13 protein-coding genes are annotated in these 18,410 nt (G+C 71.5%); 9 read left to right on the forward strand and 4 right to left on the reverse strand.

What is annotated here, in order from left to right; genetic code table 11:
• From Scani_RS12815 to Scani_RS12825, 3 genes are all read right to left on the reverse strand, one after another.
• Nucleotides 1-1,059 (reverse strand): methyltransferase, encoded by a 1,059-nt coding sequence (locus Scani_RS12815; RefSeq protein ID WP_159474024.1) that lies wholly within the window; start codon nt 1,057-1,059, stop codon nt 1-3.
• Between the two features lie 61 nt (nt 1,060-1,120).
• The gene (locus Scani_RS12820; protein ID WP_159474044.1) at nt 1,121-2,368 is read right to left on the reverse strand and encodes a cytochrome P450 family protein; all 1,248 of its coding nucleotides are present in this window, start codon (nt 2,366-2,368) and stop codon (nt 1,121-1,123) included.
• A gap of 24 nt (nt 2,369-2,392) precedes the next feature.
• Complete coding sequence (locus Scani_RS12825) at nt 2,393-3,409, reverse strand: Gfo/Idh/MocA family protein (RefSeq protein WP_159474047.1); 1,017 nt, start codon at nt 3,407-3,409, stop codon at nt 2,393-2,395.
• 201 nt (nt 3,410-3,610) lie between these two features.
• On the opposite strand from Scani_RS12825, the gene Scani_RS12830 reads away from it, so the two are divergent.
• The 9 genes from Scani_RS12830 to rfbB all read left to right on the forward strand — a co-directional run bounded on the left by Scani_RS12830 (nt 3,611) and on the right by rfbB (nt 16,645).
• Nucleotides 3,611-3,994: a hypothetical protein gene (locus Scani_RS12830; protein WP_159474050.1), complete on the forward strand. Its 384-nt coding sequence runs from the start codon at nt 3,611-3,613 to the stop codon at nt 3,992-3,994.
• A gap of 157 nt (nt 3,995-4,151) precedes the next feature.
• On the forward strand, nt 4,152-5,171 hold the full coding sequence (locus Scani_RS12835; RefSeq protein WP_159474053.1) for a methyltransferase: 1,020 nt from the start codon (nt 4,152-4,154) through the stop codon (nt 5,169-5,171).
• Between the two features lie 213 nt (nt 5,172-5,384).
• Complete coding sequence (locus tag Scani_RS12840) at nt 5,385-6,671, forward strand: nucleotide disphospho-sugar-binding domain-containing protein (protein ID WP_159474056.1); 1,287 nt, start codon at nt 5,385-5,387, stop codon at nt 6,669-6,671.
• 179 nt (nt 6,672-6,850) lie between these two features.
• Nucleotides 6,851-8,335 (forward strand): alpha/beta fold hydrolase, encoded by a 1,485-nt coding sequence (locus tag Scani_RS12845; protein ID WP_159474059.1) that lies wholly within the window; start codon nt 6,851-6,853, stop codon nt 8,333-8,335.
• Nucleotides 8,336-8,378: 43 nt separating this feature from the next.
• Nucleotides 8,379-9,836: an adenosylhomocysteinase gene (gene ahcY, locus Scani_RS12850; RefSeq protein ID WP_159474064.1), complete on the forward strand. Its 1,458-nt coding sequence runs from the start codon at nt 8,379-8,381 to the stop codon at nt 9,834-9,836.
• 32 nt (nt 9,837-9,868) lie between these two features.
• A complete protein-coding gene (gene metK / locus Scani_RS12855; RefSeq protein WP_159474067.1) occupies nt 9,869-11,092 on the forward strand; it encodes a methionine adenosyltransferase in 1,224 nt (407 codons plus the stop codon).
• 141 nt (nt 11,093-11,233) lie between these two features.
• Nucleotides 11,234-14,722, forward strand: coding sequence for a methionine synthase (metH, locus tag Scani_RS12865; RefSeq protein ID WP_159474073.1), 3,489 nt, complete (start codon nt 11,234-11,236; stop codon nt 14,720-14,722).
• On the forward strand, nt 14,719-15,624 hold the full coding sequence (metF, locus tag Scani_RS12870; protein WP_159474076.1) for a methylenetetrahydrofolate reductase [NAD(P)H]: 906 nt from the start codon (nt 14,719-14,721) through the stop codon (nt 15,622-15,624). Before metH ends, metF begins: the two co-directional genes overlap by 4 nt.
• 46 nt (nt 15,625-15,670) lie before the next feature.
• Nucleotides 15,671-16,645: a dTDP-glucose 4,6-dehydratase gene (rfbB, locus tag Scani_RS12875; protein WP_159474079.1), complete on the forward strand. Its 975-nt coding sequence runs from the start codon at nt 15,671-15,673 to the stop codon at nt 16,643-16,645.
• 44 nt (nt 16,646-16,689) lie between these two features.
• On the opposite strand, the gene Scani_RS12880 is transcribed toward rfbB, so the two are convergent.
• Nucleotides 16,690-18,195, reverse strand: a complete 1,506-nt coding sequence (locus tag Scani_RS12880; protein WP_159474082.1) for a SulP family inorganic anion transporter — start codon at nt 18,193-18,195, stop codon at nt 16,690-16,692.
• Between the last annotated feature and the right edge of the window lie 215 nt (nt 18,196-18,410).

The raw sequence follows: 18,410 nt of genomic DNA on the forward strand, positions 1-18,410 counted from the left end.
TCAGCGGGGCACGGCCTCGACGAGGCTGTCCGGTCCCGAGCTGTGAATGACACGGGTGAGGCGCAGCCCCGCACGGTCCAGCAGCTCGCGGAACTCCGCTTCGGTGCGCTGCCGGCCCGTCGTACCGATCAGGGTCTCCAGGTCCAGGAGCTTGCCCACGGACGGCTCCGGGCCGTCCGGCAGCACCGGTTCGCCCAGGAGCAAGGTGGCGTGTGCGGGCATGGCGGCGCGGCAGTTGCGCAGGATCCGTACCGAGGCCTCGTCGTCCCAGTCGTGGATGACGGCCGTCAGCACATAGGCGTCGGCGCCCCGCGGCACCTCGTCGAAGAAGGAGCCGCCTGCCACCTCGCACCGGTCGGCCACGCCCGCCTTGGCGAGGACCGGGGCGGAGCGCTCGACGACGTCGGGGAGGTCGAAGAGGACACCGCGCAGCGCCGGGTACGAGGCGAGGATGCCGGAGAGGTAGGCGCCGTTGCCGCCGCCCACGTCGACGACGGTGGAGAAGCGCCCGAAGTCGTAGGACTCCAGCGTCGCGTAGATCGCGGAGGCCACGGACGTCATCGCCGCGTCGAAGACCGCGGCCTCTTCGGGGTGGCTGCGGTAGTAGTCGAACTGGGGCGCCCCGTGGACCCGCTCGAAGGCCGCCTCGCCGGTGCGGACGCTGTCGTACAGGCCGCTCCAGGCGGCCCGGTGGAAGCCCGATCCGAAGTGCGCCGCCAGTCCGCGCAGCGAGGGCGTGCTGTCGGTGCGCAGCAGTTCGCCCGCCGGGGTGAGCGCGAAGTGCCGGTCCGCCAGCTCCGCGAACACCCCGAAGTCGCCCAGGGCGCGCAGCAGCCGGTACAGGGAGGGCGCGTGCGCGCCGACCTCGGCGGCGATGTCGTCGACGTGCCGGGGGCCGCCGGCGAGGGCGTCGGCCACGCCGAACCGGGCCGCCACGCCGATGGACTGGGTGACGAATCCACCCATCAGGAGTTGCATGAGTGCCGCCTCCGGCGGTGCCTCGGCCGTCGGTCCGGCCCACCCCGTCGACGGGTCCAGCTCACTCGCCGTGTCGGTCATCGCCTGTCCCTTCCACTCCCACCAGCGCTCCTTCTGACCTCGTCACAGTGCAGGACCCTCCTCAACGAGCGCTCGAGGCGTGGTGCACCTGTGCGGCCGGGGTGCCGGGAGCGGGGCGCACCCGGACCGGGACGTGCGGCAGGCCCCGCATCATGGCGCTGTGGTGCCACACCAGCCGGTCGGCGTCGGCGTCCAGCGCGAGGCCGGGGCAGCGTTCCAGCAGGGCCCGGATCGCGGTCCGCGCCTCCAGACGGGCGAGCGGGGCGCCGAAGCAGTAGTGGATGCCGTGCCCGAAGGCCAGATGGCCGTGCGGGGCGCGACGGATGTCGAAGCGTCCGGGATCCGGGAAACGGCCGGGGTCGTGGTTGGCGGGGGTGTTGCCGATCAGGACGAGCTCCCCGCCGCCCGGAATCAGGGTGCCCGCGAGGTCGACGGGTGCGGTGGTGAACCGGTGCAGCGAGGTCCCGGTCGGCCCGCTGTGCCGCAGCATCTCCTCCACCGCACCGTCCAGGAGGCCGAAGTCGGCGTGTAGGGCAGCCAGTTGGTCCGGATGACGGAGCAGTGCGAGCATGCCGTTGGAGAGCAGTCCGGCGGTGGTCTCGTGACCGGCGATGAGCAACAGGACGGCCATGCCGAGGAGTTCGTCCGAGGACAGCCGGTCGCCGTCCTCGCCGGTCGTGCGGAGCAGCGCGCTCAGCAGATCGTCACCGGGCCGCCGGCCCTTGTCCTCCAGCAGCCGCACCAGGTAGCCGACCAGCTCCCCCATGGCCGCTTCGGCCTGTGGGCCGCCGGAGCGCTTGGTGACCTCGGTGGACCACCCGTGGAACGCCTTCCGGTCGGCGTAGGGCACCCCGAGGAGTTCGCAGATGACGGCGGCGGGCAGCGGGAAGGCGAAGTCCTCCACGAGGTCGGCGCGGCCGTCGGGCCGGCTCAGCATGGCGTCGATCAGCTCGTCGGTGATCTCCCGTACGCGGGGTCCCAGGGCCTCGATACGGCGCGGGGTGAACTCCTTGACCACCAGCCGGCGCAGCCGGGTGTGCCGGGGCGGATCGGAGATGAGCATGTGCGGCGCGGCCGCCGGGTCGCCCGCTCCGGCGCCCGCGGCATGGCGCCAGTCGTTGGAGAGCCGCGGGTCGGCCAGCGCGGCGCGGGCGGCTTCGTAGCCGACGACCAGCCAGGCCTCGAAGCCCTCCGGCAACCGCACCCGGTGCACCGGTCCCCGGGCCCGCAGTTCGGCGTAGACCGGGTGCGGGTCGCGGGTGAAGTCCTCCCCCAGGGCCGCCAGGTCGACGATGCGGTCTTCACTCACCAGGACACCTCCGTACGGGCCGATTCATCGGGCGGCACGGTAGGGAGCCCCGGTGGAGGCCGGGTCGTCCGCCGATCGCATGTGCGCCCGGTGGCGGATGGCGTGCAGCAGCCGTGCCTGTTCGCGGATGGCGCCGTCCGGCGCCGTCCGGCGGGCGCGTACCGCGGCGCAGAAGGCACGGACGGTGTTCTGCACCTGGTCGTCCGGAGGGAGCCGGATCTCCCGGGTGCCCGTGCCGTCCTCCAGGCGGACCAGTGGCGTCAGATCGGCGGGCGGGGTGAAGGCCCGCTCGATGACGAGGCGGCCCCGTGTGCCCCACAGTTCGCAGACGTTCCGGTACGGGTGGTCCAGGCCGAACGACAGCTGGGCACTCACCCCGTCGTCCCGGACCAGCAGCGCCGATCCGGCCGTGTCCACCAGGCGGCCCGGTCCGCGGGCCAGGACGGCCCCGGCGACCCGCAGCCCACCCCCGAGGTGGTGGACGGCGGCCCGGACGGGGTAGACCCCGGTGTCCCACAGGGCGCCGCCGCCCAGCTCGGGCCGGTAGCGGATGTCCTCGTCGGGCAGCCGGGGCACGGCGAAGGACGCGTGCAGGGAGCGGAGTTCTCCGATGGCGCCCGCACGCACCAGGGTCCGTACGGCGGAGTGCTGGCGGTGGTGGGGGAACATCACGTTCTCCGCGACCACCAGTCCCCGTGCCGTGGCCAGTTCGAGCAGCCGGTCGGTGCGCTCCGGCTCGAGCGCGAGGGGTTTCTCCGCCAGGACGTGTTTGCCGGCGCGCAGCGCGGCCTCCGCCCAGTCGGCGTGCAGCGCGGCGGGCAGCGGAAGGTAGACGGCGTCCACGTCCGGGGCGTCCAGCGCCGCGGCATAGCCCTGGACGGACCGGCATCCGTACACCCGGGCCAGCTCCTCGGCACGGGCGGCGTCCCTGCTCGCCACCACCACGGGCGTCGCTCCGGGGGTACGGGCGAAGGCGGGCAGCATGCGCCGGCGGGCGATGGCGGCGCAGCCCAGTACGGCGATCCGGACGGGGGGCGGCATGGCTCCTCCTGCGTCGGCGGCCGCACACGGCGGCGGGGCGGTCGGCCCGACGGTAGGACGGCGCGCTCGAAGGCGGCTCGGCTCCGTGCGGAGCCGGTCCGGCACGGGCCGGCTGACCGTGACTCGAGCGGTCGTTGAGGGGCGGGCCCGAGGCTGGGGTCTCCAGCGGCGCCGCATGCGGCGGGTGAGGAGGCACAGGAGATGGACCAGTCGGTGACCGGCCCGACCGCCACGGCGACGACCCCGGTGGGCACCTGGACGGAGGAACTGCTCCTGGAGCGGGGGACGTACACCAGCACCCTGCGCTTCACGCCCAACGGCCGCACCCTGCTGCTGGCCGGCCCGCGTCCGGGCTGTGTGGGCGCCGGCAGCTGGACCGCGACGGGGGACGGCCGTTTCTCCTTCCGGCTCGCCGAGCTCGTCTTCGACCCAGACGGCACGTTCACCGGCTGGGTGGACATCGAGCAGCACGTCGTACAGACCGGGGACACCTTCACCAGCTCCGGGGTGTCCCACGTCTACGACGCCGACGACCGGCTGCTGGAGCGCGCGGAGGTCGCGGCGCGCGCGACCCGCCGCCGCTGACGGTCCGCACCGTCCGTGCCCCGTGGGCTGCCGCTCAGGCGGGGTGCGACCCGTCCTGTGCCGTCGCTCATGCGGCGGTCGGCACCGTGGAGGACACGCAGCACCGCCACACTCCGGGCCCGCCAACGGGCCTTTCCGTACACCTCGGAGGACGAAGATGACATCTGCTCACGGCGACGCCGCCGAGCTCAGCGCACAGCTGTCGGAGCACATGAACGGCTTTCTGTACTCGGCGGCGCTCTACACGGTGACCCTGCACGGTGTCGCCGACCATCTCGCCGGCGGCCCGCGCACGCCCGAGGAGCTCGGGGAGCTCACCGGTCTGCACGGCCCGCACCTGGGCCGGGTGCTGCGCTATCTGTCCACGCGCGAGGTGTTCCAGGAGGACGCGGAGGGACGCTTCGCTCTCACGCCCATGGCGGAGCTGCTCCGCAGCGAGGTGCCCGGCTCCCTGCGCGACAGCTTCCTCATGCTGGGCGACGACCTGTACTGGAAGCCGGTCGGCCGGCTGCACGAGACGGTCCGGACGGGCCGTACCGCCTTCGACGAGATCTTCGGTGCGCCGTTCTTCGCGCATCTGCAGACGGACCCGGCCGCCGCCTCGCTCTTCAACGCCGGGACCGCGGGCTTCTCGCACCTGGTGACCGAACATGTCGCGCAGAGCTACGACTTCCCGGAGGGCACCACCGTCGTCGACGTCGGCGGCGGGCGCGGCGGTCTGCTGCGCTCGGTGCTCGCCGCGCACCCGCGGATCACCGGCACGCTGTACGACCAGGCGTCGGTCATCGCCGAACACCAGCTGGACGGGCCCGAGGTGGCGGGCCGGTGGTCCACCGCCTCCGGCGACTTCTTCGCGTCGGTGCCGGCCGGTCACGACCACTATCTGCTCAAGTCCATCCTGCACGACTGGAGCGACGAGAACTGCCTGCGCATCCTGCAGGCCGTGCGGGCGGGCATGCGCCCGGACAGCAAGCTGCTGGTCGTCGACCCGGTCATCCCGTCGGGCAACGCGTTCGACGCCAGCAAGACCATCGACGTGATGATGATGGCCGTCTACGACGGCAAGGAGCGCACCCAGCGGGAGTTCGAGGAGATCCTCACCAAGGCCGGGTTCAGGATCACCCGCATCCTGCCGACACCGTCCCTGATGTCGGTCATCGAGGCGGTCATCGCCTGACCTCCCGGCCGGCCGCCACGGCCCGCCGCCCTCAACGCAGCTGCCCCCGCCCTGCCCGGACGCTCCGCACCGGGCGGGGCGGACGGCTGCCGGGAGCCGGGAGCCGGGAGCGGGGAGCCGGGAGCCAGACAGGGAGTCGAGTCCCCCTCGATGGCCGCATGTGACGCTCCGGGGCGTGTCCGCAACTCGGGCCGGACAGCTAAGGGGATCCCCATGCGCATACTGATCGTGGTGTGGCCGCTGACCGCACATCTGTACCCGACCCTTCCGGTCGCCTGGGCACTCCAGGGCGCGGGCCACGAGGTCCGTGTCGCCTCCCATCCGGACCTGGCCGGCACCATCACCGCCGCCGGACTGCCCGCGGTGCCGCTGGGCACGCCGGAGACCATCGCCTCCCCCGCGGCCGTCGGCGACCACCTGCTGCCCGCCGACCACCGCGAGCGGCTCGCCGCGGCTCTGGACGTCGACCGGGACAGCGACACCGATGTCTGGGCCACCGTCAGCACGTACACCCTGGCGTCCTCACGCGTCTTCCACCCCGCGGACGGCGCGACGGAAGGCTGGGGCGGGGTCGACGATCTGGTCGCCGCGGCCCGTGACTGGCAGCCCGATCTGGTGCTGTGGGACCCGAACTGGCCGGCCGCCGCGGTCGCCGCGCGGGCCTGCGGCGCGGCCCACGGGCGGGTGCTGTGGGGGCGCGACTACCTGGGCTGGGCCTGTCACCGGATCGGCCGGCGCCGTGCCGAACTGGCGGCCGCCGGGCTGCCCGACCCGGTGGCCGAGATCGTCCGCCCGGCGGCCGACCGCCACGGGGTACCGGTCGACGACGACCTGCTGCTGGGCCAGTTCACCCTCGATCCGACGCCCGCCGACATGCGGCTGCCGAGCCGCGCCCGTACCGTCCCGGTCCGGCGCATCCCGTACACCGGCGCTGCGGCCGTCCCGTCCTGGTTGCGCGCGCGGCCCGCCCGGCCGCGGGTCGCGCTGACGCTGGGCGCGACCCAGCGCATGTTCGACAACGACAAGGTGCTGGTCCCGTCGCTGCTGGAGATGGTGGACGGCCTGGACATCGAGGTGATCGCCACCCTCGACACCTCTCAACTGGGCGGACAGCGCCTGCCGGACAACGTCCGTGCCGTCGACTACCTGCCGCTGAACCTGCTGCTGCCGAGCTGCTCGGCGATCGTGCACCACGGCGGTATCGGCACCTTCACGGCGGCCGTCGCCCACAGCGTGCCGCAGCTGGTCGTCGGGGACGAGCTGCGGGTGGCGTACGCCGCCAACTCCGCCTATGCGGTCGGCCACGGAGCGGGCCTCGCGGTGGATCCTCAGCGGCAGTCGGTGGCGGAGATGCGCGCCCGCTTCCTGCGGGTCCTCACGGAGCCGTCGTTTCAGGAGGGCACCCGGCGGCTGCATGCGGACTGGCTGGCCATGCCGAGCCCGAACGACACGGTGCCCGTGCTGGAGAAGCTCGCGGCGCTGCACCGCACCGCGCGCTGAACGCGCCTCGCCCGCCCCGCCGCAGGTCCGGGCCCGTGTCCTGGTTCCGGGCCGCCGGCCGGTGCACCGGCCGGCTCCCCCGTCCCGGCGCCGGGCTCCCGGTCCGGAGCGGTTCCAGGGCCTCTCAAGGCGGCACCGCAACGCTGACGTCCTCACGAGAACGGAGATCCCCGGTGGTAATGAAGCGGTCCGACTCCCCGACGCCCCCCTCCGCGCTGCGTGCCCTGCGCACCCAGCAGCCGCTGTGGACGGCGGCCACAACCGACGACGGCCTCCCGGTCGAGTACGCGACCATCGAGGTGCCCCGGGACCACACCGATCCCGCCGGAGAGCGGCTGACCCTGGCACTCAGCCGCCACCGGGCCACCGACCCGGACCGCCGGCGGGGCATCCTGCTGGCCGTCAACGGCGGCCCCGGCGGTGACTGGGGCCTGGGCCGGGGCCTGGTGGCGAAGTTCGCCGGCACCCCGCTGCACGAGGTCTACGACCTCATCGGCTTCGACCCGCGCGGCACCGGGGCCTCCACCCCGCTGCACGCCGAAGTAACGCTTCCCAAGGCACCGTTCGACTCCCGCCCGCCCGACTCCGCCTTCGACACGCTCGCCGAGGACATGCGGCGCCGCGAACTGGCCTGCGAGCGGGCCGGCGGCGCGCTGCGCCCCCACATCAGCACCCCGAACACCGCCAGGGACATGGACCTCGTCCGCTGCGTCCTCGGTGAGGAACGGCTGAACTTCGTCGGGTACGCGTACGGGGCGTATGTCGGCGCCGTCTACGGCTCGCTCTTCCCCGAGCGGCTGGACCGCAGCGTCCTGGACTCCTGCGTCCACCCCGGCTGGACCTGGCGCGAGCAGTTCCTGTGGCAGGGCGACGCCGTCCGGCGCAATGTGGACGCCTGGGCCGGGTGGACCGGCGACCGCCACCGCCACTTCGGCCTCGGCACCGACGCCACCGCGGTGCTCGCCTCCGTCGAGGACGTGGTCGCCCGCCTGGAACACCGGCCGGACGGCTGCCGGTTGCGCACCCTGCTCGACGGCGCGGTGGGCACCCGCGCGACCGACCGCGCCCAGTGGGCCGAACTCGGCTTCCTGGTACGCGACGTACGGGCCGCGGCACGGGCCGGGGACGAGACGCGCCTCCACGACCTGCTGTCGGAACAGGGCACCTGGCGGCCCGGCGACAGCGAGGGCGATCTGCGCTGCGGCGTCCTCGAAGCCATCACCCTGGAACACGACTGGCCCGCGGACCCGGAGACCTACTTCGCGGACATGCGGGAGTTCCGCCGCCGCTTCCCCTACGGCTACGGAGTGCTGCGGGCACAGCCCTGGGTGGGCGCCTTCCGCACCTTCACCGCGCCGGAGCGCCCCGTGACCCTCGCGCGCCGCGGCTACCCGGCCGGGCTCGTCGTCCAGGCCGACGGCGACCCCATGGACCACTACGCCGGCGGCGTCGCCATGGCCGAACGGCTCGGCCATCACCTCGTCACGGTCGAGGACTCCGGCGACCACGAGGTGTTCGTACTGTCCGGCAATGCGCGGGTGGATGCCCACGTCCACCGCTACCTCGTGGACGGCACCCTGCCGCCCGCGCGCACCGGCGTACCCGGAACCGCCGCCCGCCCCGATCTTCCGGCCGACGCACCCGCCGCCACCCTCCCCGTCTGACACCCCTGCCCGACCGCCCGCCACGCCCCGAGGAGCAGCCCGCATGACGACAGCAGCCACCGGCCAGGACTTCAAGGTCGCCGACCTGTCCCTCGCCGCTTTCGGCCGCAAGGAGATCACCCTGGCCGAGCATGAGATGCCCGGTCTGATGGCGATCCGCAAGGAGTACGCCGCCGCCCGGCCGCTGGCCGGTGCGCGGATCACCGGTTCCCTGCACATGACCGTGCAGACGGCCGTCCTGATCGAGACCCTGGCCGCGCTGGGCGCCGAGGTCCGCTGGGCGTCCTGCAACATCTTCTCCACCCAGGACCACGCGGCCGCGGCGATCGCGGTGGGCCCGACCGGGACGCCGGAGGCGCCGGCGGGTATTCCGGTCTTCGCCTGGAAGGGCGAGAGCCTGGAGGAGTACTGGTGGTGCACGGAGCAGGCGCTGACCTGGCCGAACTCGCCCACCGGCGGCCCGAACATGATTCTCGACGACGGTGGTGACGCCACGCTGCTGGTGCACAAGGGCGTCGAGTACGAGAAGGCCGGGAAGGTTCCGGCGGTCGAGACGGCGGAGAGCGAGGAGCACCGGGCGATCCTGGAGCTGCTGACCCGCACGCTGGGTGAGGCGCCGCAGAAGTGGACGGACCTGGCGTCCGAGATCCGTGGTGTCACCGAGGAGACCACGACCGGTGTGCACCGTCTGTACGAGATGCACCGTGACGGTGACCTGCTCTTCCCGGCGATCAATGTGAACGATGCCGTGACGAAGTCGAAGTTCGACAACAAGTACGGCTGCCGGCACTCCCTGATCGACGGCATCAACCGTGCCACCGATGTGCTGATCGGCGGCAAGACGGCCGTGGTCTGCGGCTACGGCGATGTCGGCAAGGGCTGCGCGGAGTCGCTGCGCGGCCAGGGCGCGCGGGTGATCATCACGGAGATCGACCCGATCTGCGCGCTGCAGGCGGCGATGGACGGCTACCAGGTCACCACCCTCGACGAGGTCGTGGAGAGCGCGGACATCTTCGTCACCACGACGGGCAACAAGGACATCATCATGGCGTCGCACATGGCGCGGATGAAGCACCAGGCGATCGTGGGCAACATCGGTCACTTCGACAACGAGATCGACATGGCCGGCCTGGCCAAGCTCGAGGGCATCGTCAAGGACGAGGTCAAGCCGCAGGTGCACACCTGGACGCACCCGGACGGCAAGGTGCTGATCGTGCTGTCCGAGGGCCGTCTGCTCAACCTGGGCAACGCCACCGGTCACCCCTCCTTCGTGATGTCCAACTCCTTCGCGGACCAGACGCTGGCCCAGATCGAGCTGTTCACCAAGCCCGAGGAGTACCCCACCGACGTCTACGTGCTGCCCAAGCACCTCGACGAGAAGGTCGCCCGCCTCCACCTCGACGCCCTCGGCGTCAAGCTCACCGAGCTGCGCCCGGAGCAGGCCGCCTACATCGGCGTCCAGGTCGAGGGCCCGTACAAGCCCGACCACTACCGCTACTGACCACCCCGGAACCGCCGACACCTGGAGTGCACATGTCCCGCCGCCTGTTCACCTCGGAGTCCGTGACCGAGGGCCACCCCGACAAGATCGCCGACCAGATCAGCGACACCGTCCTCGACGCGTTGCTGACGGCCGACCCCGCCTCCCGGGTCGCCGTCGAAACCCTCATCACCACCGGGCAGGTCCACCTCGCCGGTGAGGTGACCACCACCGCGTACGCTCCGATCGCCGCGCTCGTCCGCGAGAAGATCCTCGACATCGGCTACGACTCGTCCGCCAAGGGCTTCGACGGCACCTCCTGCGGCGTCTCCGTCTCCCTCGGCGCCCAGTCGCCCGACATCGCGCAGGGCGTGGACACCGCATACGAGAAGCGGGCGGCACAGGCCGCGCCGGGCGGGGAGACCGATGAGCTCGACGGTCAGGGCGCCGGCGACCAGGGTCTGATGTTCGGCTACGCCTGCGACGACACCCCCGAGTTGATGCCGCTGCCCATACAGCTGGCGCACCGGCTCGCCCAGCGGCTGACGGAGGTCCGCAAGGACGGCACCGTTCCCTACCTGCGCCCGGACGGCAAGACGCAGGTCACCATCGAGTACCTCGGCAACCAGCCGACCCGTCTGGACACCGTCGTGGTCTCGTCCCAGCACGCCTCCGACATCGACCTGGACGCGCTGCTGGCCCCCGACATCCGCGAGTTCGTCGTCGAGCACGTCCTGCGGCAACTGGCCGACGACGGCATCAAGCTCGACACCGAGGGCTACCGGCTGCTGGTCAACCCGACCGGCCGCTTCGAGGTCGGCGGCCCCATGGGCGACGCCGGCCTCACCGGCCGGAAGATCATCATCGATACGTACGGCGGTATGGCCCGGCACGGTGGCGGCGCCTTCTCGGGCAAGGATCCCTCCAAGGTCGACCGCTCCGCGGCCTATGCGATGCGCTGGGTGGCGAAGAACGTGGTCGCGGCCGGGCTGGCCCGCCGCTGCGAGGTCCAGGTGGCCTACGCCATCGGCAAGGCGCAGCCCGTCGGCCTCTTCATCGAGACCTTCGGCACCGCCGTGGTGGCCACCGAGCGGATCGAGAAGGCCGTGACCGAGGTCTTCGACCTCCGTCCTGCCTCCCTCATCCGCGACCTCGACCTGCTCCGCCCCATCTACGCCAAGACCGCCGCGTACGGCCACTTCGGCCGGGAGCTTCCGGAGTTCACCTGGGAGCGCACCGACCGGGTGGACGTCCTGCGCAAGGCCGCAGGAGTCTGAGATGCGCCTCGCCGTCAGCGGCTCCCCCGCGGATCTCCCCACCACCTCCGGGCCCACCTCCTCCGGACTCACCGCCGCCGGACCCACCGCCTCCGGGCTCACCGCGGCCCGGCCGTCGGCCCCCTGGCCGGGAGCACTCTCATGAACGCCCGCGTCACCTCGCTGCGTGAGGCCCTGGCCTCGCGGGTGGTGGTCGCGGACGGTGCGATGGGCACCATGCTGCAGGCGCAGGATCCGTCCATGGAGGACTTCCAGCAGCTGGAGGGCTGCAACGAGATCCTCAACGTCACCCGGCCGGACATCGTGCGCTCGGTGCACGAGGAGTACTTCGCGGTCGGTGTCGACTGCGTCGAGACCAATACGTTCGGTGCGAATTTCGCCGCGCTGGCCGAGTACGACATTCCCGAACGGGTCTTCGAGCTGTCCGAGTCCGGTGCCCGGCTGGCACGCGAGGTGGCGGACGAGTTCACCGCCTCCACGGGCCAGCAGCGCTACGTCCTGGGCTCGATGGGTCCGGGGACGAAGCTGCCGACCCTGGGGCATGCGCCGTATGTGACGCTGCGCGATGCGTATCAGCAGAACGCGGAGGGGATGATCGCCGGCGGTGCGGACGCGCTGCTGGTGGAGACGACGCAGGACCTGCTGCAGACCAAGGCCGCCATTCTCGGCGCGCGGCGCGCCCTGAAGGCCACCGGCAGCAACCTCCCGGTGATCTGCTCGGTCACCGTCGAGACGACCGGCACGATGTTGCTGGGGTCGGAGATCGGTGCGGCGCTGACGGCGCTGGAGCCGCTGGGCATCGACATGATCGGTCTGAACTGTGCGACCGGTCCGGCCGAGATGAGCGAGCATCTGCGTTACCTCGCCCGCCACTCGCGCATCCCGCTGGCGTGTATGCCGAATGCTGGTCTGCCGGTGCTGGGCAAGAACGGTGCGCACTATCCGCTGACGGCCGGTGAGCTGGCCGACGCGCAGGAGACGTTCGTCGCCGAGTACGGGCTGTCGCTGGTCGGCGGGTGCTGCGGGACGACGCCGGAGCATCTGCGGCAGGTCGTCGAGCGGGTGCGCGGCATCGCCCCGCCCACGCGTACGCCGCGCCCCGAGCCGGGCGCCGCCTCCCTCTACCAGACGGTGCCGTTCCGGCAGGACACCTCGTATCTGGCGATCGGGGAGCGGACGAACGCCAACGGGTCGAAGAAGTTCCGCGAGGCGATGCTGGAGGCGCGCTGGGACGACTGTGTCGAGATGGCGCGCGACCAGATCCGTGAGGGCGCGCACATGCTCGATCTGTGCGTCGATTATGTGGGGCGCGACGGCGTGGCGGACATGGAGGAGCTGGCGGGCCGGTTCGCGACCGCCTCCACCCTCCCGATCGTGCTGGACTCCACGGAATTGAACGTCCTCCAGGCCGGGTTGGAGAAGCTCGGCGGCCGGGCGGTCCTCAACTCGGTCAACTACGAGGACGGCGACGGGCCGGAGTCGCGCTTCGCGAAGGTCACCGCGCTGGCGGCCGAGCACGGTGCGGCGCTGATCGCGCTGACCATCGACGAGGAGGGCCAGGCCCGCACCGTCGAGCACAAGGTCGCCATCGCGGAGCGGCTGATCGCGGACCTGACCGGCAACTGGGGCATCCACGAGTCGGACATCCTCATCGACTGTCTGACCTTCACGATCTGCACCGGCCAGGAGGAGTCCCGCAAGGACGGCGTCAACACCATCGAAGCCATCAGGGAGTTGAAGCGCAGACACCCGGACGTGCAGACCACGCTCGGCCTGTCGAACATCTCCTTCGGGCTCAATCCCGCCGCGCGGATCGTCCTCAATTCCGTGTTCCTGGACGAGTGCGTCAAGGCCGGCCTGGATTCGGCGATCGTGCACGCGAGCAAGATCCTGCCGATCGCGCGGCTGGAGGAGGAGCAGGTCGAGGTCGCCCTCGATCTGATCCACGACCGGCGCAGCGAGGGCTACGACCCCTTGCAGAAGCTTCTCGTCCTCTTCGAGGGCGCCACCGCCCAGTCGATGAAGGCCGGGCGGGCCGAGGAGCTGTTGGCGCTGCCGCTGGAGGAGCGGCTGCAGCGGCGGATCATCGACGGGGAGAAGAACGGTCTGGAGGCCGACCTCGACGAGGCGCTGCAGGGGCGGCCGGCGCTGGAGATCGTCAACGACACCCTCCTGGAGGGCATGAAGGTCGTCGGTGAGCTGTTCGGCTCCGGGCAGATGCAGCTGCCGTTCGTGCTGCAGTCGGCCGAGGTGATGAAGAGCGCGGTGGCGCATCTGGAGCCGCACATGGAGAAGTCGGACGACGAGGGCAAGGGCACCATCGTGCTGGCCACCGTCCGCGGCGACGTCCATGACATCGGCAAGAACCTCGTCGACATCATCCTGTCCAACAACGGCTACAACGTCGTCAACCTCGGCATCAAGCAGCCGGTCTCGGCGATCCTGGAAGCCGCCGAGGAGCACCGCGCCGACGTCATCGGGATGTCCGGGCTCCTGGTCAAGTCCACGGTGATCATGAAGGAGAACCTGGAAGAGCTCAACCAGCGCAAGATGGCGGCCGACTTCCCCGTCATCCTCGGCGGCGCCGCCCTCACCCGCGCCTACGTCGAACAGGACCTCCACGAGATCTACGAGGGCGAGGTCCGCTACGCCCGCGACGCCTTCGAGGGCCTGCGCCTGATGGACGCCCTCATCGCCGTCAAGCGCGGCGTGCCCGGCGCCACCCTCCCCGAACTCAAGCAACGCCGGGTCAAGGCCGCCGCCGTCCTCGTCGAGGAGCGCCCGGAGGAGCCCCCGTCCCGCTCCGACGTCGCCCTCGACAACCCGGTCCCCACCCCGCCGTTCTGGGGCACGCGGGTCGTCAAGGGACTCCCGCTCAAGGAGTACGCCGCCTGGCTGGACGAGGGGGCCCTGTTCAAGGGGCAGTGGGGGCTCAAGCAGGCCCGTACCGGCGACGGTCCGACCTACGAGGAGCTGGTGGAGACCGAGGGCCGTCCCCGGCTGCGCGGCTGGCTCGACAAGCTGCAGACCGAGAACCTCCTCGAAGCCGCCGTCGTCCACGGCTACTTCCCCTGCGTGTCCAAGGGCGAGGACCTCATCCTCCTGCACGAGGACGGCACCGAGCGCACCCGCTTCACCTTCCCCCGCCAGCGCCGCGGCCGGCGCCTGTGCCTGGCCGACTACTTCCGCCCCGAGGAAACCGGCGAGACCGACGTCGTCGGCCTCCAGGTCGTCACCGTCGGCTCCAAGATCGGCGGCGCCACCGCCGAACTCTTCGCCGCCAACTCCTACCGCGACTACCTCGAACTCCACGGCCTGTCCGTCCAGTTGGCCGAGGCACTCGCCGAATACTGGCACGCCCGGGTCCGGAGCGAACTCGCCATCGGCTCCGGCGACCCGGCAACGCTGGACGGTATGCTGCGCACCGAGTACCAGGGCTGCCGCTACTCCTTCGGCTACCCCGCCTGCCCCGATCTGGAGGACCGCGCCAAGATCGCGGTCCTGCTGCGGCCGGAGCGGATCGGCGTCGAGCTCTCCGAGGAGTTCCAGCTGCACCCCGAGCAGTCCACCGATGCGATCGTCGTCCACCACCCGGAAGCCGGCTACTTCAACGCGGGAGGGCGGGGATGAACACCCTGCGCGAGACGCTGGCGGCAGGAGAGCGGTCGCTGTCCTTCGAGTTCTTCCCGCCCAAGTCCGCGGCGGGCGAACGGACGCTGTGGCAGGCCGTCCGCCGTATCGAGGCGCTGTCGCCGACGTTCGTCTCCGTGACGTACGGGGCCGGTGGCTCGTCCCGCGACCGGACGATCGAGGTCACCAAGCGGCTGGCCCGCGACACCACACTGCGGCCGGTGGCGCACCTCACCGCCGTGGGCCACTCGGTCGCCCAGCTGCGGCACATCATCGGGCAGTACGCGGACGCCGGCGTGCGCGATGTGCTCGCGCTGCGCGGCGACCCGCCCGGCGCGCCCCGCGGTCCCTGGCGCCCGCATCCGCACGGGCTGCGCCACGCCCACGAGCTGGTGACGCTGGTGAAGGAGGCCGGTGACTTCAGCGTCGGCGTGGCCGCCTTCCCCGAGCGCCACCCCGCCTCGCCGGACTGGGACAGTGACATCCGCCATTTCGTCGCCAAGTGCCGGGCCGGCGCCGACTACGCCCTCACCCAGATGTTCTTCCGCGTGGAGGACTATCTGCGGCTGCGGGACCGGGTCGCCGCGGCCGGATGCGACACCCCGGTCATTCCGGAGATCATGCCGGCCACCGACGTACGCCAGATCCGCCGCTTCGCCGAACTGAGCGGTGCGGCGTTCCCCGAGGATCTGGCGCACCGGCTGGAGGCGGCCCGTGATGACCCGGCCGCGGCCCATCGCATCGGCGTCGAGCACGCCACGCTGATGGCCGAGCGGCTGCTGGCCGAAGGAGCGCCGGGGCTGCACTACATCACCTTGAACCGGTCCACCGCGACACTGGAGATCCATCAGAACCTCGGCCTGTCCGCCGCCGTCGCACGGCGGCAGCCGGACCGTCACTAGGAGGAGGACGACCCATGCAGCCCCTGGTCCCGGCGGAGGCCGGCAGATGAACGTCCTGGTGACCGGCGGAGCCGGATTCATCGGCTCCCACTACGTCCGCACCCTCCTGGCCGGCGGCTTCCCGGGCCAGGAGAACACCGCGGTGACCGTCCTGGACAAGCTCACCTACGCGGGCAACCGGGCGAACCTCCCGGCGGCCCACCCGAGGCTGACCTTCCTCGAAGGGGACGTCTGCGACCGGGGCCTGCTCCTCGACCTGCTCCCGGGCCACGACGCGGTGGTCCACTTCGCCGCGGAGTCCCATGTCGACCGCTCCCTGACCGATGCCGGCGCGTTCGTGCGCACCAACGTCGGCGGCACCCAGACGCTGCTCGACGCCTGTGTCGCCGCCCGCATACCGCGGGTCGTGCACATCTCCACGGACGAGGTCTACGGGTCGATCGCCGAGGGCTCCTGGACCGAGGACCACCCGCTGCTGCCCAACTCCCCCTACGCCGCCTCCAAGGCGTCCGCCGATCTCGTCGCCCGCTCGTACTGGCGCACCCACGGTCTCGATCTGTCGATCACCCGGTGCTCCAACAACTACGGCCCCTACCAGCACCCCGAGAAGCTGATCCCCCGGTTCGTCACGAACTTGCTGCAGGGAGAGCCGGTGCCGCTGTACGGGGACGGCAGGAACGTACGGGAGTGGCTGCACGTCGACGACCACTGCCGGGCGATCCAGCTCGTGCTGACCCGTGGGAAGGCCGGCGAGGTCTACAACATCGGCCAGGGCAACGAGCGCTCCAACCGGCAGATGACCGACCTGCTGCTGGAGCTGTGCCATGCGGAGGCGCACCTGGTGCGCCCGGTGCCCGACCGCAAGGGCCACGATCTGCGCTATGCGCTGGACGACGGCAAGATCCGCCGTGAGCTGGGGTATGCGCCCGCGGTGTCCTTCGCCCGGGGCCTGGCCGAGACGGTGGCCTGGTACCGGGACAACCCCGCCTGGTGGAAGCCGTTGAAGCACGGGACGGGGTGAGCGGCGGGCCTTCGGGCCCTGGTGCGCGGAGGGCGGCGGAAGGCTCAGTGACCGCCGGCGAGTTCGCCGCTGAGCTTTTCGTGGAGGTGGGCGCTGGGCCGGTTGAGGCCGATGAGCTCGACGGTCTTGCCGCGCTGGGCGTACTTGGTCCCGATGGCGTCGAGGACGGCGACGGAGGACGCGTCCCAGATGTGGGCGGCGGTCAGGTCGATGACGACCTTGTCGGGGTCGGTGGCGTAATGGAACCGGGTGACCAGGTCGTCGGCGGAGGCGAAGAAGAGTTCGCCGGTGACGGAGTAGACCACCTGGCCTCCGTCCGGATCGGTCACCGAGGTCACGCTCACCAGGTGGGCGACGCGCTTGGCGAAGACGGCCATCGCGGTGAGGGTGCCGACGGCGACGCCGATGGCGAGGTTGTGGGTGGCGACCACGACCGCGACGGTGACGACCATGACGGAGAGCTCTCCGGCGGGCATGCGCCGGAGAGTCGCCGGGGCGATGGAGTGCCAGTCGAAGGTCGCGAAGGACACCATGACCATGACGGCGACGAGAGCTGCCATGGGGATGTCGGAGACGACCGGCCCGAAGACGATGCACAGCACCATCAGGAACGCGCCCGCCAGGAAGGTGGACAGGCGGGTGCGGGCGCCGGAGACCCGTACGTTGATCATGGTCTGGCCGATCATGGCGCAGCCGCCCATGCCGCCGAAGAGGCCGGTGACGATGTTGGCGATGCCCTGGCCGATGGACTCGCGGGTCTTGGAGGAGCGGGTGTCGGTGATGTCGTCCACGAGCTTGGCGGTCATCAGGGACTCCATCAGGCCGACCAGCGCCATGGCGAGCGCGTACGGGGCGATCGTCGTCAGGGTGTCCGTCGTGAAGGGCACGTCGGGCAGGCCCGGCACCGGCAGGGAGGAGGGCAGCTCGCCCTTGCCGCCGACGGTCGGCACCGCGATGCCGGCGGCGACGGTGATCGCGGTGAGGACGACGATGGAGACCAGCGGCGCCGGGACCACTTTGGTGACCTTGGGGAAGAACACCATGAGGGCCAGGCCGCCCGCGATCAGCGGGTAGACGGGCCAGGGCACGCCGGTCATCTCGGGGACCTGGGCGAGGAAGACGAGAATGGCGAGGGCGTTGACGAAGCCGACCATCACCGAGCGGGGCACGAACCGCATCAGCTTGGCCACCCCCAGCGCGCCCAGGACGATCTGGAACACCCCGGCGAGGATGACGGCCGCGACCAGGTAGCCCAGCCCGTGTTCACGGTTGAGCGGGGCGATCACGAGGGCGACGGCGCCGGTGGCGGCGGAGATCATCGCGCGACGGCCGCCGACGATCGCGATGGTCACGGCCATCGTGAAGGACGCGAACAGGCCGATCGCGGGGTCGACTCCGGCGATGATCGAGAAGGAGATCGCCTCGGGTATCAGGGCCAGGGCGACGACGAGCCCGGCCAGGATCTCGGTGCGCCAGACCCTCGGATCGGACAGCCAGTCGGGCTTGAGGCCGCGCAGCCGGGCGGCAGGGGAGACTGCGGAAGAGGACAAGAGAGAACCTGTCGTGCTCGGGCACGCCCGCCGTCACCCGGGGCGCGCAAGAGGGGGCGGGAGGCCGGGGCGGCCGACCCGGCAGAGGAGTACGGGAGGACGTCCCGCACAAGGCAAAGGGCCGGCTCACGGGCCGACCCTGGCATCCAGCGACTCTACCCTAACGTTACGGTAGAGATCGGGGCCGGCCGCCGGGCGGGCGGTGAGAGCGAGGA

Source organism: Streptomyces caniferus, from assembly GCF_009811555.1.
Taxonomy (GTDB): Bacteria; Actinomycetota; Actinomycetes; order Streptomycetales; family Streptomycetaceae; genus Streptomyces; species Streptomyces caniferus.